Origin of the sequence: Plantibacter sp. MMLR14_011 (assembly GCF_001865025.1) — a bacterium.
Classification (GTDB): domain Bacteria; phylum Actinomycetota; class Actinomycetes; order Actinomycetales; family Microbacteriaceae; genus Plantibacter; species Plantibacter flavus_A.
In genome coordinates this window covers 551,858-578,121 of sequence record NZ_MJGW01000001.1, presented here as the reverse complement: position 1 = coordinate 578,121, position 26,264 = coordinate 551,858, and the positions used below count along the sequence as shown (strand labels likewise).

Here is a 26,264-nt window from a genome sequence, read left to right as displayed (position 1 = left end):
GTGTCTTTCGATCGAGGTACTCGGTAATGAGACCCTGGCATAACACATGTCCACCTCAGAACAACTTGCGCGACCGACCGACTTCGGGCATGCTCCGCGGCATTTCGGTGATCCTCGGCCAGCCCCGAGCACCCGCTCCGGCCTCCGGTCCCTGAGCCTGTCGAAGGGCACACGAGGACCCTTCCACGTCCGACCCAACTCGTCATCTGGAATGTCAGTGGTCCATGGTGGACTCGTCCCATGACCGAGACCACGCTCAGCGCGATCCGCGCGAGCGACGAATACGCCGCGCGTCTCGCGGAGTTCTCGGATGAATGGGCGGACCTCCACCGGCAGCAGGCCGTCCTCGACGCACGCAAGGCGCGCCTCCTCGCCCGCTCCGCCGCCTATGCCGATGCCTTCGCGGACGCCACGGTCCCGGCGATCTTCCCGCCGGCCGAACGCCAGGCCCTGTCTCGCCGGTCGACGTGTGCGGCCCTCGCGATGGCGACCCGGATCCCGGAGCGGACGATCCAGCGTGCGACCAACGACGCCGAGCGCCTCGTGAACGACGCACCGGCGGTGCTGGCGTCGCTCGAGGCGGGCCGTATCTCGGCGAGGCATGCACAGGTGATCACGGACCAGCTCTGCGACGTCCCTGCCGCTGGCCGGGCGGTGTTCCTCGAGCAGGTGCTGCCGGTCGCCGAAGGCGCGACCGTCTCGTACCTCCGGCAACGCGCCCGCGTCCTGCGCGAGCGCCTCCATCCGGAATCGATCACCGCCCGAGCGGTCCGCTCTGAGGCCGACCGTCGGGTTGAGTTCGAGCCGGCCGCCGACGGCATGGCCTGGGTGCACCTGTTCACCACCGCGCCGATCGCGCAGGGCATCATCGAGCGAGTCGAAGCGACCGCCGCCGAATCGCGCAAGGCCGGTGACACCCGCACCTGCGGACAACTCCAGGCCGACGCGCTCGCGGCCCTCGCCCTGACCGGTGTGACCCCGGAAGACGTCGCATCGAACCCGGTGCTCCCGCACCCGATCGAGGTCCAGGAACACATCACACCGACCGTGCAGATCACCGTCCCGGCACTCAGCATGGCCGGCGTCTCCGATGCCCCGGCTACCCTCGACGGCTACGGCCCGATCGACCCCGAGACCGCAGCGCGTATCGCGGTGAACGCGCCCAGCTTCACCCGGATCCTGGTCCAACCCGAGACCGGTGCGGTTCTCTCCGTCGGCCGGAACCAGTACCGCGTTCCGGCCGACCTGCAACGCGCGGTGCGGTTGAGGGACGGCACCTGTCGCGCACCAGGCTGCGGCAGACGCGCCAGAGCGTGCGATCTCGATCATTCGATCGCGTGGGAAGACGGCGGCACCACGGATGTCGCGAATCTCGCCTGCCTGTGTCGACATCACCACCGGATGAAGCACCTCCCTGGGTGGAACCTCGACCACAAACCAGGCGGAGTCCTCGAATGGACGACACCCGACGGCAAGCACCACCGAACCGAGCCAGATCCCGCACCATTCTGACCCCGCCGACGAAGGCTCCTTCGTGGGCACTTCGACAAGCTCAGTGACCGGAGGAGGTTCACCCGGGATGTTTCGGTCCCTGAGCCTGTCGAAGGGTTTCTCGTGGGCACTTCGACAAGCTCGGTGACCGGAAAAAGTGTGTTCAGACACACTCGGTCCCTGAGCCTGTCGAAGGGCAGTCGGGTAGGGACATCTCGGCGAGCGGAAGCGGTCCACGCGGGGCACTTCCGGTCCCGCTGCCGGCCAGAGCGCACACCGAGCCGAACCGCCGCCCGGAAAGCGCTTGCCGGGCGCACGCTCGCACCGGTAACCTCGTCCGGAACCCCACCCGGAAGGTCGCGATGCTGCGCCGAAACGACACCTCCACCACGCCGATGGTCGTCAACGACAACGCCGCCTGGTGTTGGTTCCAGGACGAGCGCGCGCTCGTCGATCCCACATCGAACCTCCTCGTCGTCGGCTCGATCGCGTCAACGGGCGGCGTCGACGGCGAGCAGCGCGGCGGCAACGTCGAGGTCACCGTCGTCGACCTCAGCACCGGCACCGCCGACATCGTCGTCCTGCACGAACGCCTCGAGTCCGACGATCACGACGTCCCGGCTCTCTGGCGGCGGCGCGACGGGCGCTGGCTCGCGATGTACACCCGCCACAAGACCGACGACCTCACCCGCTGGCGCATCAGTGAACCGCACGACCCGCGCCACTGGGGGCCCGAGCACACGTTCGACTGGAGCGCCCACACCGGTGGACTCGGCGTGACGTACTCGAACCTCCACGAACTCGACGGCCGCCTGTACTGCTTCGCCCGCGCTGTCAACGACGACCAGTGCGCGCTCGTGTCGGACGACGACGGCGACACCTGGACCTACGCCGGCAAGCTCTTCACCCGACCGAAGGTCGGTTACGTCAACGGCTACACGCGCTACGTCTCCTCCCCCGGTCGCATCGACCTCATCACCACCGACCACCACCCGCGCGACTACGACAACAGCGTCTACCACGGCTTCCTCGACGCCGACGGGCTCCACCGGACCGACGGCGCCGTCGTCGACCCGCATCCGTTGCGTGGCGACGCACCCTCGCAGGTCGAGCTCACCACCCTCGTCGCCGCCGGCTCACGAATGCCCGACGGCGGCACCTGGGCCGGCGACCGACTCTCCCACTGCTGGACCGTCGACGTGCGACGAGCCCCCGACGGCACCGTGGCCGCCGTCGTCTCCGCCCGCGCCGACGACGGACCAGCGCATCCGGACGAGGCGACCGAACGCCTCCGGCCTGTCCTGGACCACCGGTTCCTGTTCGCCCGCCTCGCACCCGGCGGCTCCTGGCAGGTGCACCCGCTCGCCCTCGCCGGCCCCGGCCTCCTCCCGCACGAACAGGACTACACCGGACTCGCCGCCATCGACCCGGACGACCTCGACTCGCTCTACGTCTCGACGCCGATCGATCCGCGGAACGACCAACCGCTCGCCCACCACGAGATCTTCCACGGTCGCACCGGCGACGGCGGAGCGACCTGGACGTGGACACCGCTCACGGAGGACTCGGACGTCGACAACCTGCGTCCGATCGTCGCACCCGGTGGCCCCTCGACGGTCTCGCTCCTCTGGTTCCGCGGGGACATGGCGAGCTCGCAGGACCACCGGTGCGAGGCCGTCCTGCTCAGGCTGCCACGCACCGAGTGACGACCGGTCGCTCGGGCCAGGACACCCCGCCACTGAAGTCCGGATGCTTCCGGAGCTCGGTCCGGATGAACGGCCACCTCACGCCGGATGACGACCGGTCACTCCGGCCAGGACACCTCGCCCCTGAAGTCGGGATGCTTCCGGAGATACGCCTGGATGAAGGGGCAGCACGGGACGATCGTCAGTCCTCGCTCGACCGCATCGTCGAGTGCCGCAGCGGCGAGGACGCTGCCGAGCCCCTGTCCGCCGAAGTCCGGATCGATCTCGGTGTGGGTGAAGAGGATGCGACCGGGCTCCTCCCGGTACCCGGCGATCCCGGCGACGCGCTCCCCCACCCGGATCTCGTACTCGTGGCTGTCATCGTTGCGGACGACCTGCGGGCCGTCCTCGGGTGTGCTCGATGTCGACATCAGGGCTCCCTTCCGTTCGTTCCCCACTGTACGTCGAGCGATCCGTCATGTGCTGTTTACGCAGCGGCCGATTCCGCAACGTGCCGGAAACACGCGCACAGGCCATCGGAAACACGCCGGTGTCACGCTGGGCGCACCCGACGCGCTCCAGCCGCGTCCCTGCGGAGAGGCACCTCGAATGGATCAAGGAAACACAGCGTTCATCCTGATATCAGCGGCACTCGTGCTGCTCATGACACCAGGGCTCGCGTTCTTCTACGGCGGCCTGGTCAAGGCGAAGAGCGTCATCAGCATGATGATGATGAGCTTCGGCGCACTCGGCCTCATCGGCGTCCTCTGGGTGCTCTACGGGTACGCGATCGCGTTCCCCGGCTCCGAAGGCACCGTCGCCCCCTGGGCGATCGACACGGGGAACATCGGCCTGACCGCCGCCCTCGAGACGCCTGAGGGAGCGGCCTACCCGCCACTCGCCTTCGTCGCCTTCCAGGCCACCTTCGCGATCATCACCGTCGCCCTCGTCTCCGGCGCCATCGCCGACCGCGCGAAGTTCGGCTCCTGGATGATCTTCGCCGGCATCTGGGCGACCGTCGTCTACTTCCCCGTCGCGAGCTGGGTGTTCAACTTCGGCCTCGCCGACGACGGCAGCTTCGCCTACGGCGGTTGGATCACGCACGGCCTGCAGGACGTCTTCGGCGTCGGCGTCATCGACTTCGCCGGTGGCACCGCGGTCCACATCAACGCCGGTGCTGCAGCCCTCGCCCTCGCGCTCGTCCTCGGCCGCCGCGTCGGGTTCAAGAAGGGCGTCCACGTCCCCCACAACCCGCCGTTCGTGCTCCTCGGCGCCGGTCTGCTCTGGTTCGGCTGGTTCGGCTTCAACGCCGGTTCGGAACTGGCGGCCGACGGCACCGCTGCACTCGTGTTCGTCAACACCATCGCGGCGCCGGCCGCAGCCCTGCTCGCCTGGCTCATCGTCGAGAAGATCAAGGACGGCAAGCCGACCTCGGTCGGTGCCGCATCGGGTGCCGTCGCCGGTCTCGTCGCGATCACCCCGGCGTGTGGTTCGCTGCACCCGATCTGGGCCATCGTCCTCGGCCTCGTGGCCGGTGTCGTGTGCGCCCTCGCCATCGAACTGAAGTTCAAGCTCGGCTTCGACGACTCGCTCGACGTCGTGGGTATCCACCTCGTCGGTGGCCTCATCGGAACCCTGTACCTCGGCTTCTTCGCCAACGGCACCGGCCTCTTCATGGGTGGTGACGCTTCGCAGCTGCTCGTCCAGGCGATCGCCGCGTTCGCCGTCCTCATCTACTCCTTCGTGCTCGCCTTCATCATCGGCTTCGCGATCGAGAAGACGATCGGCTTCCGCGTGAAGAACGAGGACGAGATCGCCGGCATCGACACCGTGGTCCACGGTGAAGAGGGGTACGTCCTGGTCGACACCAAGGCCTGATCCACCGGCCTGAACGACCTGCCCGACCCGACCCGACGAGGACGAGATGCGCGGAGCAGCTGGACCCGAACCGGCTGCCACCCCCGCTCATCTCGTCCTCGTCGACGTCGCGTCACGACCACCGGCCGACCCGGGCCCGCCCCGGCTCGTCCGGTTCGCCGACCTCGTCCGGCAACCACTCGACCGTGGCCGTGGCAGCGTGCGAGACGTCTGGACGAGCACCGACGTCGACCGCCGCATCCGCTGGCGACTGCAGGTCGTCGAGCTCCGTGACGCCGCCGGACTCATCGCCGCTCCCGACGACATGAATCACGCGATCGTCGGCTTCGCCGGCCCACAAGTCGCGGTCCGCGCGGGCGGGAACGAGCTGAACGGCCCCGGACGCATCCTGCACCGCGACGAGGTCCTGACGGTCCGCGAAGCCTCGGTGCGCCTCTCGAGACCACGGCTCCGGGCCTCGGGGTCGAGCTCCATGATCCTGCTGAGCTACAGCACCTCGGAGGACCCGCCGACGCTGAGCTTCGAGCAGCCGGACGCCGCGCACGATCCCGCCGACGGCCTGCGGATCACCCTCGCCCTGCGCGGTCCGATCCGGCGCGGCGAGGGCGAGGTCCCACAGGGTGCCGCCCTCGTCTCCGCGCCGTTCGCCGTTCCGCCGCGCTACCGCTGATCGCTAACGCTGACCGGAGGTCCGGCCGTCGGCGAACCGCTGTCGCGCGTGCTGCTGCCGCGACCCGACGGGCACCGCCTCGGTCGCCGCCGGGAGCCCCATGGACGGGGTCGACACGTAGATGCTCTCGGCGCGATCGACGAGGAACGTCTCGTGCCAGACGCCGACGGCCTTCGGCGCGGACCGGGCACGCTTGTTGAAGCGCGACCAGGCGGGCCGATGGGCGGAGGCCGGAGCCGACGCGTAGGCGTAGAGCTTGTCGATCGACGACCAGTACTGGACGAGGTACGGGCCACTGGAACCGAGCAGGACGTGCGAGCCGAGGAGCCCGGACTCCGGATCGGACACGAGCTCCTGCAGCATGCGCGGCATGTCACCGAAGATCGGGAGCCACTTGTCCACCCGCCACCACTGGTTGATGGTCATTCCGATGTGGAACACGACGAGCTCACCCTCGTGACGATGGGTGATTCGGCCGACGACGACGCGTGACATAGACTGCTCCTGTTCGATAGTGACGCTATCCAAGTTGGATAGTAGCACTATCCAGACGAGGAGGACAGGATGAGGATCTCGGAACTCGCGGCGGTGTCCGAGGTGCCGGTGGCGACCATCAAGTACTACCTGCGCGAGCAACTCCTCCCCGAGGGCGAGCGCACCTCGGCGACCCAGGCGAGTTACGGCGACGCACACGTGTCCCGGCTCCGCGTGATCCGCGCGCTGCTCACCGCCGGCGTGACCATCGCGGAGACCCGCAACGTCGTCGCCGCGCTCGACTCACCGCCGGCGGGGCCCTACGACCTCCTCGGCGTCGCCCACACCGCCGTCACCCCACGCCCGAGCGGTCCGGTCGACACGACCCGCGCACTCGAGCTCTACGAACGACTCGGCGGGATCGAGGCGCAGTGCGATCCCGGACTCCTCGCCGGCCTGGCCGGGGCCTTGGACACCCTGGAACGAGCCGGCTTCACCGTGCCACCCGCAGTCCTCGACCGCTACGTCGACGCAGCGCGCAGCATCGCCGAAGCCGAGATCGACGGCATCCCGGCGGACTCACCCGAGCTCGCGGTGCAGTACATCGTGCTCGGCACCGTGCTCACCGAACCGCTCATCCTCGCCCTCCGTCGGGCGGCCCAGCAGGTGGTGTCGTCGGAGCGGTTCGCGGGGACGGGAGCGCCGGCATCCCAGCCGTCCTGAGGCTCAGGCGCCCAGCGCCCAGCGCCTCAGGCGTCGAGTTCCGCCGAGGTGGGCGGGTTCGCCCCCGGCCGCGACACCGTGATGCTCGCAGCCCGCGCGGCGCGGTCGAGCAGCTGCTGCAGCACCTCGTCGGACACCCCACGAAGTTGCTCCTCGGCCCCGGGCCCTGCGATACCGGCGGTCAGCAGTCCGTCGATCAGCGCACCCATGAACGTGTCGCCGGCACCGACGGTGTCGGCCACCTGCACCCGCGGCGTCTCGATCTCGAGCACGGAGCCGCCTCTGACCGCGACCGCCCCGTCACCACCCATCGTCACGACCACGAGTCCCGGCCCGGCCGCGACCCACTCCCGAGCGGCGTCGACCGGCGCCACACCGGGCAGCAGGAACGCGACGTCCTCGTCACTCGCCTTCACGACGTGTGCGCGCGCGATGCAGTCGAGCGCCGCCTGACGGACGCGGGCCGCGTCGTCGATGAGCGACGGCCGGATGTTCGGGTCGTAGGTGATGAGCGCCGAGGGACGACGCGCCTCGACCAACTCGCGGAGGCGGTCGGCACTCGGCTCGAGGACCGAGGCGATCGAGCCGGTGTGGACGACGGCGGCGTCCGGCGCACCCGAGGCCTCCAGATCGAGCGAGAGGTCGAACTCGTAGGTGGCCGCGCCTTCGGCGTCGAGGGTCGCCTGCGCCGTGGACGTCCGGCCGGTCGGAGCCGACACGAGGGTCACCGCGGACGCGTCGAGCCAGGAGCGGATCGCCGCGCCTCGCTCGTCGTCGCCCACATGGGTCACCAGGGCCGGGACGCGGCCCAGCCGACCGAGGGTGATCCCGACGTTCGCCGGGCTGCCGCCGGGACTCTCCGCCTGCGTCCCGTCGAGCCGCCGGACGATGTCGATGAGGGTCTCGCCGGCGATGAGGACGTCGGTCGTGGGGGCTGCGTGCATGGCATCTCTCTCTGCTGGGTCCTGGGTTCGGGTGGCGTCAACCGGCGTCGGTCGACACCGCGGCGATGAGCGAGTCGCGCTCGATGATCGGCATGGTGACCAGCTCGTGTCCGAGGGCGTGCTGACCGAGGAGCATCGAGGCTCCGAGCGCGCCGATCTCCTGGTAGGGCAGCCGTGCGGTGGTGAGGCCCGGGCGCAGGTAGCCGGCGAGGATCTCGTCGTCGAAGGAGACGACGGAGACGTCCTGCGGAATCCGACGTCCCTGTTCGAGCAGCACCTGGTAGGCACCGAAGGCGACGCCGTCGTTCGCCGCGAGGATGGCCGTGACGTCCGGGTGGCGCTCGAGGAGCGTGGCCGTCGCCTCGTAACCGGGTTCCGGCTGCCACTCGACGATGTCGACCCGAGCAGGTTCGATCCCGGCCTCCGCGAACGCCGCGGCGATGCCTGCGAAGCGGAGTGCCACCGTGGCCGTCTGTCGCGGATCGTTGATGACGTCCTGCGGCAGGTCGCCGACCACGCCGATCCGTCTGTGGCCCGCGTCGACGAGCCGTTTCGCGACCGCGTACCCGGCCGCACGTTCGTCGGGCAGGACGTTCGCGTGTCCCGAGGAGGACGCTCCGTTGAGCACGACGACGGGGACACCGGTCGAGGTGGCGGGGAGGTCGATGAGGCGGGCGCCGAGGAGGCCGATGAGGATGCCGTCGACCCGGTGGTCGATCATCGTCTCGAAGGCGCGGGCGAGACCACCTTCGATCCCCTCGGTCTCCGCGATGAGCATCGTGTGGTCGTGGGCCTTCGACACCTCGAGCGCACCGCCGATGAGCCCCGAGGCGTGCCGGGTGAGCGTGACCTCGTCGGAGATGAACCCGATCGTCCTGGTCTTCCCGCGGCGCAGCACCTGGGCCGCGGGGTTCGGGCGGTAGTCGAGCTCCGCTGCGGCGGCGCGTACCCGTTCGACGGCGTCCGCGGACAGCCGGGAACCGGGGCGGTCGTTCATGATCATGCTCACCGCGGCCTTGGACATGCCCGCGCGCTCCGCGACGTCCGCGAGGGTCGTGCGGCGGCGTTGCGTGGACATGACACTCCCTCGTGCGGTTTGCTGAATCAGTTCAGCATATCGCGCGGAGCTGTGTTATGTTTCGTCTGCTGAATCCGTTCAGCACCTCCATTCACGGCTCATCGTCCGCGCCCTGCGAACGGTCGGCCCCGATTTCGCAGGAGCAACAACGTGGTTGATCTGAGTCGCAGGGCGGCACTCGCCCTGCTCGGTCTCGGTCTGGCGGGCACGGCCATCTCCTGGCCGCGCCTCACCGGCGGAGACATCCCCGGCCGAGGTGACGACGCCCTCACCGTCGCCCTCTTCGGCACCGCCCAGGACGCCGCTGCCCGGCAGTCGCTCGTGGACGGCTTCCAGAAGCTGCACCCCGACATCCCCGTCCGGATCATCGCGATCCAGGGCCAGGACTGGGGCAACTTCTTCGCCAAGATCCTCACGATGGTCGCGGCCGGCACCCCGCCGGACATCGTGTCGGTCGCCACGGAGGGCACGCAGCTGTTCGCCGAGCGACTCGCCCACCCGATCGACGAGTACGTGCAGCGCGACGCCGCCGAGCTGCAGGAGTACTTCGACGACGTGAACCCCTCGCTCATCGAGTCGTTCATGTACAAGGGCAACCTGTTCCAACTGCCCGACAACTTCAACGCGGCGAACATGTACTACAACACCTCCGCGTTCGAGCGGGCCGGCCTCGAGCGCCCGCGCGACGACTGGTCGGTCGAGGACTTCTTCACCGTCGGCCGCACCATGCAGGCCAGTGCCCCCGGCTCGTTCCTGCCGTACTTCTGGAACAACCGTCTCTGGGGCGGCGTCGTGCCCTGGTTGTACATCAACGACACGAGCTTCCTCACTGAGGAGAAGGCACCCGGCGGCGACTGGATGTGGTCGAAGTTCTACCCGGACGAGACCCCGCGTGGTGGCGGATACCTGTGGGAGAACGCCGACGCACTCAGCGACCGCACCGTCGAGAGCTTCGAGGTCCTGCAGCGCATGGTCTCCGAGGGCATCGCCGCGAACCCCGCCCAAGGCGGCGGCAACGAGCTCGTCTCGCTCTTCTCCCGCGGCTCGGTCGGCATGACGCCGGCCGGCGGGTTCTGGGTCAAGGGCCTCAACGACGCCGGCCTGGGCGACGACGAGTACGACGTCACCTACTTCCCGAAGATGCGCGGCCAGCGCCACCAGTTCGGAGCCGGCGGCTACGCGATGATGCAGACCTCCGAACGGAAGGACGAGGCGTGGGAGTGGATGAAGTACTGCATCTCCGTCGAGGGCATGTCGATCGCACACAGCCAGCCCGACTCGTCACTGCCCCGGAGGTCGCTCAACGCCGAGCTGTACGGCGGTGACATCGGCCCGAAGCACTGGGAGGTCTTCTACGACACCCTCGACCGGTTCCCGACGACCGGCCCGATGCCCGCGCCACCCCAGCAGGCTGCCGTGGAGTCGGCTCTCATCAAGAACGTGGTCGGCACGATCACGAACGGCCCGAACGGCGTCCGCCGTGGCCTCGAGACGATGCAGCGGGACCTCGAGCTCGCACTGAAGGGACGATGATGGCACTGCAGTCACCGACGGCGACCCGGGCCCTGGTCGTCCCGCCCGAGGCCGAGACCGGACGCCGGAAGCGTGCCCCTCGCGGCAGCCGACTGCTCGTCTGGGTGTTCCTCGCCCCGACGCTCATCGGCCTCGGACTCTTCAGCTTCGTCCCGATCATCGGGTCGTTCGTCCTCGCCTTCTTCCGGTGGGACATCATCTCGGCACCCGAGTTCGTCGGCGTCGGCAACTTCGTCGACCTCGCCGCCAACCCCACGGTGCGCGTGTCCTTCCTGAACACGGTCGGCTTCGTCGTGGTGGCGGTCACGCTGCAGCTCGCCGTCGCCCTCCTGCTCGCGATCCTCGTGCAGTCGCGGATGCCGGAATGGTTGCGTACCTTCTTCCGCTCCGCACTGTTCTTCCCGTTGGTGCTGTCGGCCGCGTCCGTGTCGCTCGTGATGTCGTACCTGTTCAACCAGGAGTTCGGCCTCGTCAACGAGTTCCTCGGACTCTTCGGCGTCGGGAACATCGGCTGGTTGACGACCGGGTTCGGCGCGAAGATCGTCGTCCTCCTCGTCTACGTGTGGCAGAACTTCGGCTTCACCTTCCTGCTGTTCATCGGTGGACTGGCCGCGATCCCGCGCGAGGTCTACGAGGCGTCGTCCCTCGACGGCGCGTACGGCTGGAGCCAGTTCCGGAACGTCACCCTGCCCCTCGTGAGCCCGACCATGCTCGTCGCCTCCGTCATGGCCATCATCAGCGCCCTGCAGATCTTCGACCAGCCGTACGTCCTCACGCGCGGTGGGCCGGGAGACGACACCCGCACCGCGGTGATGGTGATCTACGAGTCCGCGTTCCAGCAGCTCGACTTCGGTCTCGCCGCAGCGATCGGCATCGTGCTGACGCTCCTGATCATGCTCGTCACCGCCGCACAGTTCCGACTGAGCAAGCGTTTCGTCTTCTACGGATGAGGTCCCAGATGTCCATCGCAGCAGTCACCCCCGACTCATCACGCCGCCGACTCGCCACGGCCGGGAAGTTCCTCGTCCTCGTCATCGCCGCGTTCCTCACGCTCGCGCCCGTCGTGTGGACGCTCATCACCGCGCTCACCCCCGCGAACGTCGCCACCGGGCAGACCGAGTTCGGCCCGGGCGCGTTCATCGACGTCTTCCAGAAGATCCCGATCCTGCTCTACACGTGGAACAGCGCACTGGTGACGCTCCTCATCGCGGCCGGACAGATGCTCAGTGCGGCGATGGCCGGCTACGTGTTCGCGCGCTTCGACTTCGGCGGCAAGCGCATCCTGTTCGGACTGATCCTCGCCACGATGATGGTGCCGATGCAGGTGACGATCGTCCCCGTGTTCATGCTCATCCGCGGCATGGGACTGTCGGACACGCTCCTCGCGCTCATCATCCCGATGATCCCGACGGCGTTCGGCACCTTCCTCATGCGGCAGTACTTCATGGGGTTGCCGCCGGAGCTCGCCGAGGCGGCGCAGATCGACGGGGCGGGACCGTGGAAGATCTTCTTCCGCATCTACCTGCCGCTCGCCGCCCCGGGCCTCGCGATCGTCGGCATCCTCGCGTTCAACTACCACTGGAACGAGTTCTTCCGACCACTGATCCTCACGATCAGCGAGCAGAACTTCACCCTCCCGCTCGGGCTCGTGACCCTGCAGGGCAACCTCGGCACCGGGTCGGTCGCGACCGTCCTCGCCGGTGTCGTCCTGTCCATGATCCCGGCTGCGCTGGTCTTCGTCTTCGGCCAGAAGCCGCTGCGCGAAGGGCTCACCGCCGGCGTCAGCAAGTGACCGACACCACCGCCCTCCCCTCGATCCGACCGATCTCGAACCGAAAGGAAGCCATGACCGGCCTCCACGCAACGCACGTCCTCGACCGCGGCTTCCCGCTGCTGCACCCCCGACCCGAGGCCGGGTGGTTGAACGACCCCAACGGCATCATGTTCGTCGACGGTCGCTGGCACGTCTTCTTCCAGTACAACCCGGGGTCGGCCAGGCACGAGGACATCCACTGGGGTCACGTGAGCTCGCCGGACCTGCTCGCCTGGGAGGAACACCCGGTGGCCCTGGCTCCACGCCCGAACACCACCGACGGCTTCGGCTGCTGGAGCGGCGTCGGGGTCGTCGATCAGGGCCGGCCGGCCGTCGTGTACTCGGGCGCGCGTGATCGACACGGGTTGTCGGAGGTCGTCGTCGTCCACGGCTCGGCGGATGCGCAGGACTGGAGCGGCGAACGTGTCGTCGCGGCCTCGCTCCCCGCCGATGAGCGCGTGACGATGGTGCGCGACCCGTTCGTCTTCGAGCTGGGTGGGCGCCGCTGGGCGATCCAGGGCGCGGGTCGCTCCGACGTCGGTGGCGCACTGCTCCTCTACGGCGTCGACGACCTCGACGCCTGGACCGAGGAGGGGTACCTGCTGACGGCCGAGGCGCCGGTCGTCTCGGAGCTCGCTCCGTGCGAAGGGTGGGAGTGCCCCCAGCTCGTGCGCGTCGGCGACGACTGGGTGCTGCTGGTCTCGCTGTGGCTCGACGGCCGTCCGCACCGCGGGGTGGCCTGGGTCCTCGGCTCGATGGAGCTCGACGACGCCACCGGGCGACCCGTGTTCAGCGCCCGCCGGACCGGCATCATCGACGAGGGGTCGAGCTTCTACGCGCCGCAGGCCGTGCAGTCCGACGGCTCGGACGGACAGTCGGAGCGGGTACTGCTCTGGGGCTGGGCCCAGGAGATCGCACCCGAGGGCGTGCGTGGCCGGACGCAGGCGGACACCGACGAGCAGGGGTGGTCGGGCATGCTGACGTTCCCGCGCGAGCTCGTGGTCCGCGGCGACGAGGTCGAGCTGATACCGGCGCGGGAGCTGACGAGGCTCCGTGCCGAGCTCGTCGACGCGGCGGAACTCCCTGATCAGGCGGAGGTGCGACTCACAGGCGCAGGCACGGCCTCCCTCGAGCTGGAGGGCTCGGACACGCAGCTGATCTGGCGGGGCGAGCTGATCGAAGGCGACGAGGTCCGGATCCTCATCGACGCGTCCATCGTCGAGATCCACCACACCGGGCACCCCGCTCGGACCTTCCGCGCGTATCCGGCCGATGGCGAGCGGTACGCCGTGCGGCACGATGCGACCGTGCGAGCCGACGCCTGGTCGCTGGCCCTCCCCGTCGCGGGCGGCGTGTCGGCGTCCCGCTGACCCGGAGACGCGGTGACGCGCAGCGCTGGGTGCGCCGCGCGTCACCGCATGCGGTTGCCGGACCTACTTCGCGAGGAAGTCCAGGACGGCCCGGTTCCATTCCTCCGCGTGGCTGACGTTGACGCCGTGCGGCGCACCCTCGACGACGTACAGCGTCGACGACGGGATCGCCGCGTGCGTCCGTGCACCGGAGCCCTCGAAGGGGACGGTCGCATCGCTGTCGCCGTGGATGACGAGGGTCGGGACGGTGACGTTCGGCAGGTCGTCGCGGAAGTCGGTGTTCGCGAACGACGCCATGGCCTCGAGTGCGGCGGGCTTGAACGCCTGGTGCGCGAGCGCGAGGGCCTCCTGACGCTGCTCCTCTGTGACCTTCAGCTCGCCGTCCACTGAGAAGAAGTCGGTCGTGAACTGGTCGTAGAACGCGTCCTGATCCGCCGTGAGCCCGGCCGTCATCTTCGCGGCCTCGGAGACCGGGAGGGGCCCGTCAGGGTTTCCGGCCGTCTGCAGCAGGTACGGCGGAACCGCGGAGGCGAAGACCGCGCTGTGGATGCGCTCCGAACCGTGGCGGCTGAAGTACCGGGCGACCTCACCGCCACCCATCGAGAACCCGACGAGCGTCACGTCGCGCAGGTCGAGCGCTTCGAGCACCGCCTGCAGGTCGTCGGTGAGCCGGTCGTAGCCGTAACCGGTGAGCGGCTTGTCGCTGCGACCGAAGCCGCGGCGGTCGTAGGTGATGACGCGGTAGCCTGCGGCCTCGAAAGCCGGGACCTGTTCCTTCCACGACGCACCGGACAGCGGCCAACCGTGGATGAGGACGACCGGGCGTCCCGTGCCACCGGTGTCGTCGACGTGCAGGTTCGTGTCCTTCAGCAGGCCGTGGTGTGCGGTGATCTCCGTCATGGTGCTCCTCTCCCGGGCCGCGGGTCGCGGCCACTCAGACCAGCTTCGGCGGAGGCGGTGCGAGCGGATGGGGGCTTGCGAACCGCGAGGCGATGTCCTATCCGCTGAAGACTCCGGCGACGTGGCGACCAGTGACGTTCACCGCTCGGTCGGGAGCAACCCCAACCGCCGCGCGGTGGCCAGCGCGTCCTCGCGGGAGTCGACGCCGAGCTTCCGGTAGACGTTCCGGAAGTGGAACTTCACCGTGTTCGCGGACACGTACAGCGCTAGTGCGATGTCCTGCCGGGTCCGGCCCTCCGCAGAGAGCTGCAGGATCCGGCGCTCGGTGGCGGTGAGCTCCACGAGCTGCACGGTCTCCGGCGTCGGCTCGGGACTCGAGGCGAGCGTCCGCTCGATCCGCGCATGGGTCTCGCTGGGCGACATCATGCCGAGGAGGTGTCGGAGCGGCCTGCGCGGCGCGACCACGAAGGGCGTGAGCATCCCGGTCCGCGCCGTCGTGGCGATCGCCTGGAGGAGATGCCGCCGACCGTCCTCGTCCGAGTCGTCGGCGAGCGCCGAGGTGATGAGCAGCTCCGTCTGCGCACCGGCGTCGATGTGCTCCTCCGCGAGCCCGGCGGTGGCGAGTTCCCGCGCGAGGGGTTTGCGGTCGGTCAGGAGCGCGAGCCGCGAGGCGACCGCCGCGGTGTGGGCGTTCCGGTCACGACCGTCGAGGAGGACGCTGGCCTCCGTCGGGCGGTCGAGGGCGAGGAGGAGTGACGCTTCCACGGCGTCGAGGAGTCGCTCCGATCCGGCATGACGCAGGCTGCGACCGGCGAACACGCGGGTGCGCTCGATGAGCTGCAGCGCCGCCCGTCGATCGCCCCACAGGAGTGCGTGCTGCGCTTGCGCGTAGGTGATGAACGGGGCCCAGGACCGCTCACGGTTGACCTGGAGCTCCAGCGTCGCGAGCGCGGCCTCCGCCGCCGCACGGTCGACGCGGGCGATGGCGATCAAGGCGCGGGCGATGGACCCCGACAGTTGGACCAGGGGCACCATCCACCCGTGCGCGCCGCCCCCGTCGTCGTGGCGCTCGAGCCAGCGGTCCGCCTCCACGATCTCGCCGCGCACCGCGTAGAGCAGGGCGAGCTTGCCGGAGGCGTCCCCACCGTTCCGGCCGTCCCAGGACTCGTGCCGGAGCTCGTACGCCTCACGCAGCACGAGGCTCGCCTCGTGGAGGTCTCCCACGAGCAGTTTCGTGATCCCCACCTGCAGCAGGGCGGTGGGGACGCGGGGCGCGAACTCGGTCGGGCGGTGCACGCGGGCTCGGCGAGCGAGCTCCTCGGTGATCCGCGCGTAGTGCAACGCCCGCTGGTGCCGGCCGTGCACGCGGTAGGCGATCATGAACGCCGTCGATGCACTCAGGCTGATGCGCGCGAGCTCGGAGCGGGCGCGGTCACGGATGTCGTCGGGATCAGTCGGGAGCTGGAACCGCCCCACCGACTGGTCGAGTGCGTCGGTCTCCCCACGGATGTTGAGGCGGATCTCCCGGACGGTGAAGACGATGGGGTGGTTCGAGAGCACGCGCACCGGGAGTGCCTGCAGCGCGCGGTCGAGCGTCGCGAGGTCGAGCGCCATGAGGATCCCCCACTCGTACTCGATCACCGAGACGACCGTGTCCCAGTCCTCCTCCTGGATGGCCGTGGTGAGGAGACGGGTGACCGGGGCGACGTCCGTGGGGTGGAGGAACCCCGCCCCGAGGGAGGGAAAGTACCTCTTCCAACCGGTGTGCACGGGTCAACCCTAAGTGACCGCCACCTGTCGGGGAACACCCGGGGCAGGATGCGGGGTGGTCTTTGGCCGATCCGCCCGGACCGCGTCGGGGTTGCCGCTCTACTGATCCTCGGCCCCGCAGCTGGGGCCAGGTTTTCGGCGGGCGCACCGCCGCTTCACGGGGAAGGCGACACACATGCAGCAGCACACGGGTCGAAGGAGTCACCGCGCTCGGTGGCGGAACCGGTGGGGGGCACCGTCCGCCGGTCGCGCGACCATGGGGATCATCGGGGTGACCGTCCTGTCGGCGCTCTCGCTCGTCGGGGTCGGCTCGAGCGCGCAGGCGGTGCCGGGGACGCCGGGGACCCCGCAGTCGGGCTCGGTGGTCTACTCCGAGGACTTCGAGAACGGCGTGACGTCGCCGACGTACCTCGAGGACTACGTCGGAGCCGACGGCACGCGGTACACCGCGGACGCCTCCTGGCGCGACCACACCCAGTGCAACGGGAACATCACGAGCTTCGCCTCGTCCGCGGAGCCGCAGTGCCTCGCGGCGTCGGCGTCCGGTGAAGGGCGCACGCGGCAGCTCGCCTGGGCCCTCGGCGCCGGCGACACGGCCAACCACTCCGTGAGTGCCTGGACCTCGCAGCAGACCCTCACGATGAACCCGCCGAACGCGGTCGAGTTCGCGACCGTCGACCCGATCGCGCTCACGAGCGCGGGCCGGTACCTCACGACCTCGGTGGATCTCGCCGCGGTGTCCTGCAACGCGTCGCAGCAGCCCGTCCTCGAGTTCTTCCTCACCGACGACCAGGGCGGCGCGCACTCCGTCGGGGCAATCAACGGCTGTACCGCAGCGGGCTCCCGGTCCGTCACCGCACCGGCGACCGGCGCTGCGGGGGCCGAGAACGTCCGTGTCGGCACCTACGTCTCGCCGGGTGCGGTCCTGCTCCCCGGGGCGACCGTCGGCATCGTCGCCCGCAACCTGACCGGTGGCGGCACGGCCGGCAACGACCACGCCTTCGACAACATCCAGGTGCTCGACGTCTCCCCGCAGTTGGACAAGTCGTTCAGCCCGGCGAGCGTCGTCGCCGGTGAGACGTCCACGCTGACCCTCACGATCACCAACACCGACGAACTCGCGGCGAAGAACGGCTGGTCCTTCACGGACGCGCTGCCCGCCGGCCTGACGATCGCCGACGGCGACGCTTCGACCACCTGCCCGTCGGGTGTCGTCACCGCGCCCGAGGGCGGCTCGTCGATCGACGTCACCGGGAACCTCAGCCAGGGCATGACCTCCTGCGCCGTGACCGTCGAGGTCACGTCGCCCGTCGCCGGGACGTTCACGAACGGGCCCGACAACATCACGAGCGTGGGCCTCAACCCGCCGGCCGACGCCACGGTCGAGTTCGTGCCGCAGGCTCCCGCGATCACCGTCGTGAAGTCCGCGTCCCCCGTTGCGGCGGAGTACGCCGTCGGCGACGAGATCACCTACTCCTTCCTCGTCACCAACACCGGCAACGTCACGCTCACCGACGTCCAGGTCGACGAGGGCACGTTCACCGGGACCGGTGAACTCTCCGACGTCGTCTGCCCGCCGGGAGCCGCGACGCTCGCACCCGCGGCGGCGGTGACCTGCGAAGCCACGTACACGATGACGCAGGCCGACATCGACGCCGGTACCGTCTCCAACTCGGCCACCGCGACCGGGACACCGCCGCAGGGCCGGCCGCCGGTCTCACCGCCGTCCGAGGTCACCATCCCGGGCGTGGCCCAGGCCCCGGCGCTCACCGTCGCGAAGTCGGCGACGCCGACCACGGGCGCGAACGCCGGCGAGGACGTCACCTACTCGTTCCTCGTCACCAACACCGGCAACGTCACCCTGACCGACGTCTCGGTCGTCGAGGGCGAGTTCACCGGCACCGGCGAGCTCTCCGACGTGGTGTGCCCGGCCGCAGCCGGCTCGCTCGCCCCGGCGGCGACCGTCACCTGCGAAGCGAGCTACACGGTCACGCAGGCCGACGTCGACGCCGGCTCCGTGACCAACTCGGCGACCGCGACCGGCACCCCGCCGGCAGGCGGCACTCCCCCGGTCTCACCGCCGTCGGAGACCACGGTCGCGTTCCCGGCAGCGCCCGCCATCACGGTGGCGAAGTCCGCGACGCCGACCACGGTCGCGAACGCCGGCGAGGACGTCACCTACTCGTTCCTGGTCACCAACACCGGGAACGTCACGCTCTCCGACGTCTCGGTCGTCGAGGGCCAGTTCACCGGGACCGGTGAGCTGTCCCAGGTCGTCTGCCCGCCCGCGGCAGGCTCGCTCGCCCCGGCGGCGACCGTCACCTGCGAGGCCACCTACACGGTGACCCAGGCCGACGTCGACGCGGGATCGGTCACGAACACCGCGACCGCGACCGGCACCCCGCCGAACGGTGGCACGCCCCCGGTCTCGCCGCCGTCGGAGACCACGGTCGCGTTCCCGGCGACACCCGCCATCACGGTCGTGAAGTCGGCCGATGCAGTGGCCCAAGGCGGCCTCGCGGTCGGCCAGGTCGTCACCTACTCCTTCCTCCTCACCAACACCGGGAACGTCACGCTGACGAACCCGACGGTGGTGGAAGGGGAGTTCTCCGGCGCCGGCGAGGTGTCCGACGTCGTCTGCCCCGCCGAAGCCGCTTCGTTGGCACCGGGCGCGACGATCACCTGCGAGGCCACCTACACGGTCGTGCAGGCCGACGTCGACGCGGGCCTGATCACGAACTCGGCGACCGCGACGGCGACGCCGCCGAACAGCGTGAACGGTGTCCCGCCGGTCTCGCCGCCGTCCGAGGTCACGATCCCGTCGCCGCCCGTCCCCGGTCTCTCGGTGGTCAAGACGGCCGACGTCGAGCGGGCCACGACTGCGGGACAGGTCATCACCTACTCGTTCCAGGTGACGAACACCGGTAACGTCACGCTGCGTGACGTCGCGGTCCAGGAAGGTGACTTCACCGGTACCGGGACGCTCTCCGCGATCACCTGCCCGACGGGCACGGCGCTCCTCGCCCCCGGGCTCCAGGTCGTCTGCACCGCGACCTACACGGTCACCCAGGCGGACCTGAACGCGGGCTCGATCCGCAACACCGCCTTCGGGACCGGCGTGACGCCGGGCGGCGAGTCGTTCGCCTCCGGTCCGTCCACGGCCATCGCGAGCACGCCGGGTCCGGTGCTCGCCTCGACCGGAACGACCGTGGCACCGCTGGTGGTCGGGGCGGCGGTCCTGCTGCTGCTCGGTACCGGGCTCGTCATCCGACGCCGCCTCGTCACCGGGCGCTGACCCGGACCTGACCGATCGGGCGGGTCGGGCCTTCGGGCTCGGCTCGCCCGTCGTCCTGCCACCACCACTACCCTGTTGAGGCCATGAGATCCGCGACCACCACGACCCTGCTGCGTTGTGCGGCCTTCGGCGCCGTCGGTGCCGTCATCCTCTTCCTCGTCAGCCCGCTGACCTCGACCGCCGCGGTGCTCAACCCCGTGCTCTACGCCGCGATCGCCGCCGTCACGATGGTGATGCCGATGCTCGCCAGGCGCTGGACGGGCGTCCCCGGTGCGACGGCGCTCACCGCAGCCGTCACCGGGCTCCTCGCACTGCCCGTCACGGCCCTCGGCCCCGCGATCATCGTCGCGCTCGTCGTTCCGGCCGCGGCGATCGACCTGGTGCTCGCGCGCCGCCGTCACCCCGCCCGCACCACGACCTGGCTTGCTGCGGCGGCCGGCGGCGTCACGATCTGGGCATTGTCCTTCGCGGTGATCTCACCCGACCTCGTCTCGCCGGTGCTCGTCATCGTGCTGCTCGCGGTCCGCGTCGTGAGCTACGTCCTCGCCATGGAGCTGGCCGGTCTCGTCGCCGGGCGCCTCCGCCGATCCGGCGTGCGATCCGTACGTCGCGGCGACGCCCGCCGAGAATCCTCCGACGCCTGATCCACGTCAGCGTTCGACAGCAGCGTTCCACCGGGGACGGTCGGGGTCGGCGTCCCACTCCTCCAGCACCGCTGCTCCGGAGGCGACCGGGAAGGTCGTGATCAGGCGCTCGTCGATGCCGTACGCGAGCGCGACGGCGTCGGTCTCCGTCGGGTCGCCGAGCGCCAGACGCATCCGACCGGACGGGCCGTCGGCAGTCCGTGCCGGTCGTGCGAGCAGGTCCTGCGCGGCCGCCGTCACCCGCGACAGCAGGGACGACGCACGGGCCCACGGGACGAACTCGTCGTCGGGGAGCCCGAACGCGCGTGCGAGCGCTCCGTCCAGCCAGCGGTCGCGCTTCAACCCGTAGGGCGTCGGGACCGACGAGAGCAGGTAGCCGTAGACGTGGAGGAGCCCGGCGTTCCCGACCGGCCAGACCGCGGTGAGGTCGGCGCGCGCATGGAGCGCCTCGAAGAGCACACGAGGGATCACCGGCCCACCCGTGTGCTCGTCGATGACGGTCGACGCTCCCCAGGAGGCGAACCGGCGGGCCGCCGTGTCGTCGTCGATCGCCGCACCCAACCAGGAGTGCTCCTCGAGCACGGTCGAGGGTTCGGTCTCTGCTCGTCGCGCGAGCTCCGTCATCATCACAGCACCACAGCATAGGCGGCTCGTGCGTCGGTGAATTCACCCGCCGTTCACCCGCCATGGTGATTGCGTCCACACTCGCCATCCATGATGGACGCAGCGTCCGCAGGAGCGGCCGTGTGAACGACCCGCTCAGAAGGAGCGCCTGTGGCCCCCACCATCCTCTTCGATTTCGACGGCACCCTCGCCCTCGGCGACGGGCCGATCACGGCCTTCGCCCGCGCCATCGCCGAGCGCACCGGCGATTCCGAGTTCGCGATGCGCGCCGAGGCCGCCCTCGCCGCGTTCTCGAACGGCGAGACCGACGCCCGCGACGGCTACGACGCCGTGACCCGGATCGCCCGCGAAGCCGGCGTCGGTGCCGACGTCATCGGCGCGTCCTACGACGACTCGCGCGCTCTGCTCGGCTCGAGCGAGGCGGCGGTCGACTCCCCCGAGGGCCTGCCCGCATTCCTCGAGACGCTGGGCGCCCACGCCCGACTCGTCCTGGCCACGAACGCCCCCGGCGACGGCATCACGGCCGTCCTCCAGTCCTGGGGCGTCGCCGAGGCGTTCGACGCCGTGCACTTCACCGTCGGGAAGCCGGCAGGCCTCGTCCCGCTCATCCGCGACGCGCTCGCCGCCGGCCCCGTCCTCGCCGTCGGCGACATCGTCGAGAACGACCTCGCTCCCGCCGCCGAACTGGGCGCCGACACCGCCCTCGTCGGCGCGACCTTCGAGCGCTCGACGGCCACCGCCACGATGCGTGGGCGCTCGCTCGCCGATCTGTACGACCAGATCATCGCGTGGGCCGCAGCCGCATCGCGCCTCCCCGACGCCTCCCCGACCTCCAGTCCCGCTCCGTCCGCCTCCTGACCACCCTCCACCCTCGAAAGGCACCCCGAACATGCGCAAGACCCTGCTCCTCACCGGCGTCGCGGCCGTCGCCGCCCTCGCCCTCGCCGGCTGCAGCCCCGCCGCCTCCTCCCCGTCGGCGACGGGCACGGCGTCCTGGCCCGACTCCATCACCATCTCCCTCGTGCCGTCGGTGGAGGGCGAGGACCTCGCCGAAGCACTCGACCCGCTCACCAGCTACCTCTCGGAGAACCTCGGCATCGAGGTCAACGGGGTCGTCGCGACCGACTACGCCGCGACCGTCGAGGCCCTCGGCAGCGACCAGGCACAGGTCATCATCACCGACGCCGGCTCGCTCTACAACGCGACCGAACGCTACGACGCGAACCTCGTCCTGCGCGACGTCCGCTTCGGCGCCACCTCGTACGCGTCGGTCGCCTACACGAACAACCCCGACAAGTACTGCGCCGAGGCTCCGGTCATGGTCACCTACGCAGCAAGCGACACCCCGCTCTCGTACTGCAACGGCATCGAGCCCGGCGCCGACGCTGGGACCGGCTCCGGGCCGGCCGCGCTGAAGGCCCTCGACAAGATCTCGAAGGGCACCAAGGTCGCCCTGCAGGCCGCGACCTCGCCCGCCGGGTACCAGTACCCCGTGGTCGCCATGCGTGACGCCGGCATCGACACCGACGCCGACATCACCCAGGTGCCGGTCGAGGGCAACAACAACGCGGTCCTCTCCGTCTACAACGGCGACGCCGAGGTCTCGTTCGGCTACTGGGACGCGCGCACGACCGTCCTCAAGGAGGCGCCCGACGTCGCCGACAAGGTCGTCGCGTTCGCCTACACCGAGATGATCCCCAACGGCGGCGTCGCGGTCTCGAAGTCGCTCCCGGCCGACCTCACGAAGCAGCTCACCACGCTCATGGCGGGCTACGCGGACTCCTCCGATGCGGCGAAGCAGGTCATGTTCGACCTCGTCGGCCTCTCCGGCTGGACCGACAAGACCGCACCGGACGAGATCACCCGCTATGGCGAGATCCTCGACCAGTTCTCGAACTGACCCGTTTCAACCGATCGACCCTCTCCAGGAATCCGGTGCATGAACACTGATCAGCATCGCGCGGAGGCCCGAGCCCAGCTCGCGGCCTCCGCGTCGTGGTCCATCCGTCTCGACGACGTCTCGGTCACCTACCCGAACGGCACGAAGGCGCTCCGCAACGTCTCTCTCGACATCGCCGCCGGGGAGATGGTCTCCGTCGTGGGGCTCTCCGGCTCCGGCAAGTCGACGCTCATCCGCACGATCAACGGCCTCGTGCCGGCGACGAGCGGGACCGTCGCCGTCGGGCCGCACACCGTCACCGGTCTGCGCGGCCGACAGCTCCGTCGGCTGCGCGGGCACGTCGGCATGATCTTCCAGGGCTTCAACCTGGCCGATCGGACGAGCGTGTACCGCAACGTGCTCGTCGGCCGGTTCGCCGGCACCCCGACGTACCGGAACCTCCTCGGCCTGACGACCGCCGCCGACCGGGAGCTCGCCCTGCGCTCGCTCCAGTCGGTCGGCATGCTCGACAAGGTCTGGACCCGCGCGGCGCAACTCTCCGGCGGGCAGAAACAGCGCGTCGCGATCGCCCGCGCCCTCACGCAGCAGCCGAGCGTCATGCTCGCCGACGAGCCCGTCGCGAGTCTCGACCCGCCGACCGCGCACACGGTGATGAACGACCTGCGCCGGGTGAACACCGAGACGGGTCTCACGGTGCTCGTGAACATCCACCTCATGGACCTCGCTCGCACCTACACGACCCGCATGATCGGGCTCCGCGACGGCGAACTCGTCTATGACGGCTCCGCAGCCGACGCGACCGAGGCGGACTTCGAGCGGATCTACGGTCGCCCCATCCAGCCCGACGATCGGCTGGACCGATGACGGCGACCAGGACCGACGTGAAGCTGCCGCCCGGGACCGACTGGCAGCTGCCGCCCAGGCCGAGCACCCGGCTGCGGACCGCGCTCATCATCGGGGCCGTGGCCGCCTTCACGATCGCCACCTGCCTCCCGGCGATCGGCGGCGTACAGCTCGACTTCGGCGCGCTCATCTCCCACTGGGACAACGGCTCCGGTCTGCTCCTCCAGCTCTTCCAACCCGACGTCGCCTTCCTGCCACGGACGGTGCAACCGATGCTCGAGACGCTGCAGATGGCGCTCGTGGGTGCGGTGGCCGCTGCGCTGCTGTCCGTCCCGCTGACGCTGTGGGCGGCGGCCCCGACGAACCCGAACGGCCTGTCGCGTCGCATCCTGCGCGCGATCGTCAACGTCATCCGAGCGGTGCCCGACCTCGTCTACGCGACCATCCTCGTCGCCATGGTCGGCGTCGGTGCGCTGCCCGGCCTCCTGACGCTCTTCCTCTTCGACCTCGGCATCATCGTCAAACTCGTCTCCGAGGCGATCGACTCCGCCGACCACCCGTACATCGAGGCCGGCAAGGCCGCCGGTGGGACGCAGTCGCAGATCAACCGCGTCACCGTCCTCCCGCAGGTCTGGCCGCTGTTCGCGAACCAGTGGCTGTACACCCTGGAGCTCAACGTCCGCATCTCCGCCATCCTCGGCATCGTGGGCGCCGGCGGCATCGGTCGGCTGCTCGACGAGCGGCGGGCGTTCTACGCCTACGACGACGTCTCGGTCATCGTCCTCGAGATCCTCGTCGTGGTCGTCCTCATCGAGGTCGCGTCCAACCTGCTGCGGAGGCGACTCGTATGACCGCGACCGATCCGAACAGCTTGCTCCCCCGCCGTCCCTCGCGGCTCGTCCCGACCCTCGCGGCCGTCGCCGTCGGGATCGTCGTCATCGCCGCGACCGCCGGCTTGCCGATCGACTGGCGCGACCTCGGGACCGTCCCGGCGCAGCTCGTGCACTTCGGCGGGCTCATGTTCGAGAGCCCGAACTGGGAGAAGCTCCCGCGGGCCCTCACCGAGATGTGGCGGTCGATCTCGATGGCCTGGATCGGCGCGATCCTCTGCGTCCTCGTCTCGATCCCGCTCGGCATGCTCGCCGCCGGGTCGGTCGGTCCGGTCTGGCTGCGGCTGCCGCTGCGCGGGGTGTTCGCCGTGATCCGCGCGGTCCCGGATGTGATCATCGCCCTCATCCTGCTCACGATCACCGGACTCACCCCGTTCACGGGCGCGCTGGCGCTCGGGATCGCCGGCGTCGGCACCCAGGGGAAATGGGTCTACGAGACGATCGAGTCCGTGCAGGAGGGCGCCTCGGAGGCCGTCCGCGCTGCCGGAGGCGGTACCGCCGAGGTGACGCGCTGGGCGCTCTGGCCCGCCGCCGCACCGGCACTGCTGTCGCTCGCGCTCTACCGGTTCGAGATCAACATCCGCACCTCGGCGGTCCTCGGGCTCGTCGGCGCAGGCGGGATCGGCAGCATGCTGGCGAACTACACCAACTATCGCCAGTGGGATACAGTCGGGATGCTGCTGATCGTGGTGGTCGTCGTGACCATGACGATGGACGCGATCTCGGGAGCCATCCGACGCAGGATCACCCGGGGCCCCGGCATCGCCCGCACCACCCGTACCGCCCTTCCCGCCCGCACGACGAGGAGCCGCAATGTGGACAGGGTCCGCTGACGCCCCGCCGACGGCCAGGATCGCGATGCTCGCGCCGTCGCTCCAGCCCAGCGAACGCCGGGTGGCCGAGACGGTGGCCGAGGACATCGAGGCGAGCATCGAGCGCACCGCCCAGGAGGTCGCCGACCTCGCCGGTGTCGGCCGCGCCACGGTCATCCGCACCGCGCAGTCGCTCGGGTACGAGGGCTACCCGCAGTTGCGGGTCGCCCTCACCCGCGAGGTCGCGCTCGGGACACCGACCACCCGCGACGACGGCGACGACACGATGCTCGGCACCCTCCGCGGGGCCATCGACCACTTCGCCGGTCGCCTCGGCCAGACGACGTCGGCGATGACGGAGGAGACGCTCGAACGGTTCGTCCGCGTGCTCGACGAGGCGCCGAGACTGCTCATCGCGGCGAACGGCCTCTCCTCACCGCTCGGTTCCGATCTGGCGATGCGGCTCATCTCCGCAGGCCGGCCGGCCGAGTACCTGCCCGACACGCTCGGGCAGCAGATCGCCGCCACCCACCTCGGCCCGGGCGCGGCGTGTCTGGTCCTGTCGGGCTCGGGCGCGAACCGGGCGTCCGTCGACGTGGCCGCGGCAGCTCGGGCGAGTGGCGCGACCGTCCTCGCGATCACCTCCTTCCCGCGCTCGGCCGTCGCCGAACTCGCGGATGTCGCGCTCGTGGTCGCTCCCATCGACGCGACCTTCCGGGACGAACTCGTGCACACCTCCCGGGCGGCCATCATGCTGGTGACGGAATCCGTGGTCGGCCTGCTCGTGGGCCGACGGGGCGATCGTGCGCAGCGCGCCCAGTCGGCGACGCTCGCGGTCATCAGCGGCTCGCTGTCGGACGACGCCTCGGACTGACCCGGCTCGGGCAGACCGGCTCGGACCGGTGCCGGGATCCGCGAGAATGTTCC

Annotated in this window: 24 protein-coding genes; 17 read left to right on the top strand and 7 right to left on the bottom strand. The window is 70.1% G+C overall.

Annotation, left to right across the window (positions count from 1 at the left end; all coding sequences use genetic code 11):
* Window positions 1–240 precede the first annotated feature (240 nt).
* Window positions 241–1,512: an HNH endonuclease signature motif containing protein gene (locus tag BIU99_RS02590; protein ID WP_071259170.1), complete on the top strand. Its 1,272-nt coding sequence runs from the start codon at window positions 241–243 to the stop codon at window positions 1,510–1,512.
* Between the two features lie 341 nt (window positions 1,513–1,853).
* Window positions 1,854–3,197: a BNR-4 repeat-containing protein gene (locus tag BIU99_RS02585; RefSeq protein ID WP_071259167.1), complete on the top strand. Its 1,344-nt coding sequence runs from the start codon at window positions 1,854–1,856 to the stop codon at window positions 3,195–3,197.
* A gap of 98 nt (window positions 3,198–3,295) precedes the next feature.
* On the opposite strand, the gene BIU99_RS02580 is transcribed toward BIU99_RS02585, so the two are convergent.
* Window positions 3,296–3,607 carry a GNAT family N-acetyltransferase gene (locus tag BIU99_RS02580; protein ID WP_071259164.1) on the bottom strand — a complete coding sequence of 104 codons (312 nt, stop codon included), beginning with the start codon at window positions 3,605–3,607 and terminating at the stop codon, window positions 3,296–3,298.
* 178 nt (window positions 3,608–3,785) lie between these two features.
* Between BIU99_RS02580 and BIU99_RS02575 the strand changes: the two genes are divergently transcribed.
* On the top strand, window positions 3,786–5,054 hold the full coding sequence (locus BIU99_RS02575) for an ammonium transporter (protein WP_064294702.1): 1,269 nt from the start codon (window positions 3,786–3,788) through the stop codon (window positions 5,052–5,054).
* 46 nt (window positions 5,055–5,100) lie between these two features.
* Entirely contained in the window at window positions 5,101–5,724 is a 624-nt protein-coding gene (locus BIU99_RS02570) for a hypothetical protein (RefSeq protein ID WP_071259162.1), read from the top strand.
* Window positions 5,725–5,727: 3 nt separating this feature from the next.
* On the opposite strand, the gene BIU99_RS02565 is transcribed toward BIU99_RS02570, so the two are convergent.
* Window positions 5,728–6,219: a DUF4188 domain-containing protein gene (locus BIU99_RS02565; protein ID WP_071259160.1), complete on the bottom strand. Its 492-nt coding sequence runs from the start codon at window positions 6,217–6,219 to the stop codon at window positions 5,728–5,730.
* A gap of 69 nt (window positions 6,220–6,288) precedes the next feature.
* On the opposite strand from BIU99_RS02565, the gene BIU99_RS02560 reads away from it, so the two are divergent.
* Complete coding sequence (locus BIU99_RS02560) at window positions 6,289–6,921, top strand: MerR family transcriptional regulator (protein ID WP_071259158.1); 633 nt, start codon at window positions 6,289–6,291, stop codon at window positions 6,919–6,921.
* A gap of 26 nt (window positions 6,922–6,947) precedes the next feature.
* Here the strand turns inward: BIU99_RS02560 and BIU99_RS02555 are convergent, their stop codons facing one another.
* Window positions 6,948–7,865 carry a carbohydrate kinase gene (locus tag BIU99_RS02555; protein ID WP_071259155.1) on the bottom strand — a complete coding sequence of 306 codons (918 nt, stop codon included), beginning with the start codon at window positions 7,863–7,865 and terminating at the stop codon, window positions 6,948–6,950.
* A 37-nt stretch (window positions 7,866–7,902) separates the two neighbouring features.
* Window positions 7,903–8,943 (bottom strand): LacI family DNA-binding transcriptional regulator, encoded by a 1,041-nt coding sequence (locus tag BIU99_RS02550; RefSeq protein ID WP_064294696.1) that lies wholly within the window; start codon window positions 8,941–8,943, stop codon window positions 7,903–7,905.
* Between the two features lie 150 nt (window positions 8,944–9,093).
* Between BIU99_RS02550 and BIU99_RS02545 the strand changes: the two genes are divergently transcribed.
* From BIU99_RS02545 to BIU99_RS02530, 4 genes are read left to right on the top strand one after another with little or no spacing between them, the layout of a single operon-like run.
* Entirely contained in the window at window positions 9,094–10,476 is a 1,383-nt protein-coding gene (locus BIU99_RS02545) for an extracellular solute-binding protein (RefSeq protein ID WP_071259152.1), read from the top strand.
* Window positions 10,476–11,426 carry a carbohydrate ABC transporter permease gene (locus tag BIU99_RS02540; protein WP_079002957.1) on the top strand — a complete coding sequence of 317 codons (951 nt, stop codon included), beginning with the start codon at window positions 10,476–10,478 and terminating at the stop codon, window positions 11,424–11,426. The genes BIU99_RS02545 and BIU99_RS02540 overlap by 1 nt, the downstream gene beginning before the upstream one ends.
* 8 nt (window positions 11,427–11,434) lie before the next feature.
* On the top strand, window positions 11,435–12,268 hold the full coding sequence (locus tag BIU99_RS02535) for a carbohydrate ABC transporter permease (protein ID WP_064294695.1): 834 nt from the start codon (window positions 11,435–11,437) through the stop codon (window positions 12,266–12,268).
* Window positions 12,269–12,321: 53 nt separating this feature from the next.
* Entirely contained in the window at window positions 12,322–13,659 is a 1,338-nt protein-coding gene (locus tag BIU99_RS02530) for a glycoside hydrolase family 32 protein (RefSeq protein WP_071259368.1), read from the top strand.
* A 63-nt stretch (window positions 13,660–13,722) separates the two neighbouring features.
* On the opposite strand, the gene BIU99_RS02525 is transcribed toward BIU99_RS02530, so the two are convergent.
* Window positions 13,723–14,559 carry an alpha/beta fold hydrolase gene (locus BIU99_RS02525; protein ID WP_071259149.1) on the bottom strand — a complete coding sequence of 279 codons (837 nt, stop codon included), beginning with the start codon at window positions 14,557–14,559 and terminating at the stop codon, window positions 13,723–13,725.
* 138 nt (window positions 14,560–14,697) lie between these two features.
* Window positions 14,698–16,329 (bottom strand): LuxR C-terminal-related transcriptional regulator, encoded by a 1,632-nt coding sequence (locus BIU99_RS02520; protein WP_071259147.1) that lies wholly within the window; start codon window positions 16,327–16,329, stop codon window positions 14,698–14,700.
* 175 nt (window positions 16,330–16,504) lie between these two features.
* On the opposite strand from BIU99_RS02520, the gene BIU99_RS02515 reads away from it, so the two are divergent.
* Window positions 16,505–19,624: a DUF11 domain-containing protein gene (locus BIU99_RS02515; RefSeq protein WP_083397153.1), complete on the top strand. Its 3,120-nt coding sequence runs from the start codon at window positions 16,505–16,507 to the stop codon at window positions 19,622–19,624.
* A gap of 83 nt (window positions 19,625–19,707) precedes the next feature.
* The gene (locus BIU99_RS02510) at window positions 19,708–20,268 is read left to right on the top strand and encodes a hypothetical protein (protein ID WP_071259141.1); all 561 of its coding nucleotides are present in this window, start codon (window positions 19,708–19,710) and stop codon (window positions 20,266–20,268) included.
* Between the two features lie 6 nt (window positions 20,269–20,274).
* Here the strand turns inward: BIU99_RS02510 and BIU99_RS02505 are convergent, their stop codons facing one another.
* Complete coding sequence (locus tag BIU99_RS02505; RefSeq protein ID WP_175484338.1) at window positions 20,275–20,892, bottom strand: amino acid deaminase; 618 nt, start codon at window positions 20,890–20,892, stop codon at window positions 20,275–20,277.
* 150 nt (window positions 20,893–21,042) lie between these two features.
* Here BIU99_RS02505 and BIU99_RS02500 point away from each other — a divergent pair, with 150 nt between their 5' ends.
* The 6 genes from BIU99_RS02500 to BIU99_RS02475 are packed head-to-tail and all read left to right on the top strand — an operon-like array spanning window position 21,043 to window position 26,211.
* On the top strand, window positions 21,043–21,750 hold the full coding sequence (locus BIU99_RS02500) for an HAD family hydrolase (protein ID WP_071259135.1): 708 nt from the start codon (window positions 21,043–21,045) through the stop codon (window positions 21,748–21,750).
* 31 nt (window positions 21,751–21,781) lie between these two features.
* Window positions 21,782–22,792: a phosphate/phosphite/phosphonate ABC transporter substrate-binding protein gene (phnD, locus tag BIU99_RS02495; RefSeq protein WP_071259133.1), complete on the top strand. Its 1,011-nt coding sequence runs from the start codon at window positions 21,782–21,784 to the stop codon at window positions 22,790–22,792.
* A gap of 39 nt (window positions 22,793–22,831) precedes the next feature.
* A complete protein-coding gene (gene phnC / locus BIU99_RS02490; protein WP_071259130.1) occupies window positions 22,832–23,656 on the top strand; it encodes a phosphonate ABC transporter ATP-binding protein in 825 nt (274 codons plus the stop codon).
* Complete coding sequence (gene phnE, locus BIU99_RS02485) at window positions 23,653–24,486, top strand: phosphonate ABC transporter, permease protein PhnE (RefSeq protein WP_071259127.1); 834 nt, start codon at window positions 23,653–23,655, stop codon at window positions 24,484–24,486. Before phnC ends, phnE (BIU99_RS02485) begins: the two co-directional genes overlap by 4 nt.
* Window positions 24,483–25,358, top strand: coding sequence for a phosphonate ABC transporter, permease protein PhnE (gene phnE / locus BIU99_RS02480; protein WP_083397152.1), 876 nt, complete (start codon window positions 24,483–24,485; stop codon window positions 25,356–25,358). Before phnE (BIU99_RS02485) ends, phnE (BIU99_RS02480) begins: the two co-directional genes overlap by 4 nt.
* A complete protein-coding gene (locus BIU99_RS02475; RefSeq protein ID WP_071259124.1) occupies window positions 25,339–26,211 on the top strand; it encodes a MurR/RpiR family transcriptional regulator in 873 nt (290 codons plus the stop codon). Before phnE (BIU99_RS02480) ends, BIU99_RS02475 begins: the two co-directional genes overlap by 20 nt.
* The last annotated feature ends 53 nt before the right edge of the window (window positions 26,212–26,264 follow it).

Excerpts from the sequence above, each read along its gene's own strand:
- BIU99_RS02540 (WP_079002957.1), top strand. The coding sequence starts at position 10,476 with ATGGCACTGCAGTCACCGACGGCGACCCGGGCCCTGGTCGTCCCGCCC.
- BIU99_RS02530 (WP_071259368.1), top strand. The coding sequence starts at position 12,322 with ATGACCGGCCTCCACGCAACGCACGTCCTCGACCGCGGCTTCCCGCTG.
- BIU99_RS02550 (WP_064294696.1), bottom strand. The coding sequence starts at position 8,943 with ATGTCCACGCAACGCCGCCGCACGACCCTCGCGGACGTCGCGGAGCGC.
- BIU99_RS02580 (WP_071259164.1), bottom strand. The coding sequence starts at position 3,607 with ATGTCGACATCGAGCACACCCGAGGACGGCCCGCAGGTCGTCCGCAAC.
- BIU99_RS02510 (WP_071259141.1), top strand. The coding sequence starts at position 19,708 with ATGAGATCCGCGACCACCACGACCCTGCTGCGTTGTGCGGCCTTCGGC.
- phnE (WP_071259127.1), top strand. The coding sequence starts at position 23,653 with ATGACGGCGACCAGGACCGACGTGAAGCTGCCGCCCGGGACCGACTGG.
- phnC (WP_071259130.1), top strand. The coding sequence starts at position 22,832 with ATGAACACTGATCAGCATCGCGCGGAGGCCCGAGCCCAGCTCGCGGCC.
- BIU99_RS02505 (WP_175484338.1), bottom strand. The coding sequence starts at position 20,892 with ATGACGGAGCTCGCGCGACGAGCAGAGACCGAACCCTCGACCGTGCTC.
- BIU99_RS02565 (WP_071259160.1), bottom strand. The coding sequence starts at position 6,219 with ATGTCACGCGTCGTCGTCGGCCGAATCACCCATCGTCACGAGGGTGAG.
- BIU99_RS02475 (WP_071259124.1), top strand. The coding sequence starts at position 25,339 with ATGTGGACAGGGTCCGCTGACGCCCCGCCGACGGCCAGGATCGCGATG.
- BIU99_RS02575 (WP_064294702.1), top strand. The coding sequence starts at position 3,786 with ATGGATCAAGGAAACACAGCGTTCATCCTGATATCAGCGGCACTCGTG.
- BIU99_RS02525 (WP_071259149.1), bottom strand. The coding sequence starts at position 14,559 with ATGACGGAGATCACCGCACACCACGGCCTGCTGAAGGACACGAACCTG.
- BIU99_RS02535 (WP_064294695.1), top strand. The coding sequence starts at position 11,435 with ATGTCCATCGCAGCAGTCACCCCCGACTCATCACGCCGCCGACTCGCC.
- BIU99_RS02585 (WP_071259167.1), top strand. The coding sequence starts at position 1,854 with ATGCTGCGCCGAAACGACACCTCCACCACGCCGATGGTCGTCAACGAC.
- BIU99_RS02590 (WP_071259170.1), top strand. The coding sequence starts at position 241 with ATGACCGAGACCACGCTCAGCGCGATCCGCGCGAGCGACGAATACGCC.
- BIU99_RS02515 (WP_083397153.1), top strand. The coding sequence starts at position 16,505 with ATGCAGCAGCACACGGGTCGAAGGAGTCACCGCGCTCGGTGGCGGAAC.
- phnE (WP_083397152.1), top strand. The coding sequence starts at position 24,483 with ATGACCGCGACCGATCCGAACAGCTTGCTCCCCCGCCGTCCCTCGCGG.
- BIU99_RS02555 (WP_071259155.1), bottom strand. The coding sequence starts at position 7,865 with ATGCACGCAGCCCCCACGACCGACGTCCTCATCGCCGGCGAGACCCTC.
- BIU99_RS02560 (WP_071259158.1), top strand. The coding sequence starts at position 6,289 with ATGAGGATCTCGGAACTCGCGGCGGTGTCCGAGGTGCCGGTGGCGACC.
- BIU99_RS02570 (WP_071259162.1), top strand. The coding sequence starts at position 5,101 with ATGCGCGGAGCAGCTGGACCCGAACCGGCTGCCACCCCCGCTCATCTC.
- phnD (WP_071259133.1), top strand. The coding sequence starts at position 21,782 with ATGCGCAAGACCCTGCTCCTCACCGGCGTCGCGGCCGTCGCCGCCCTC.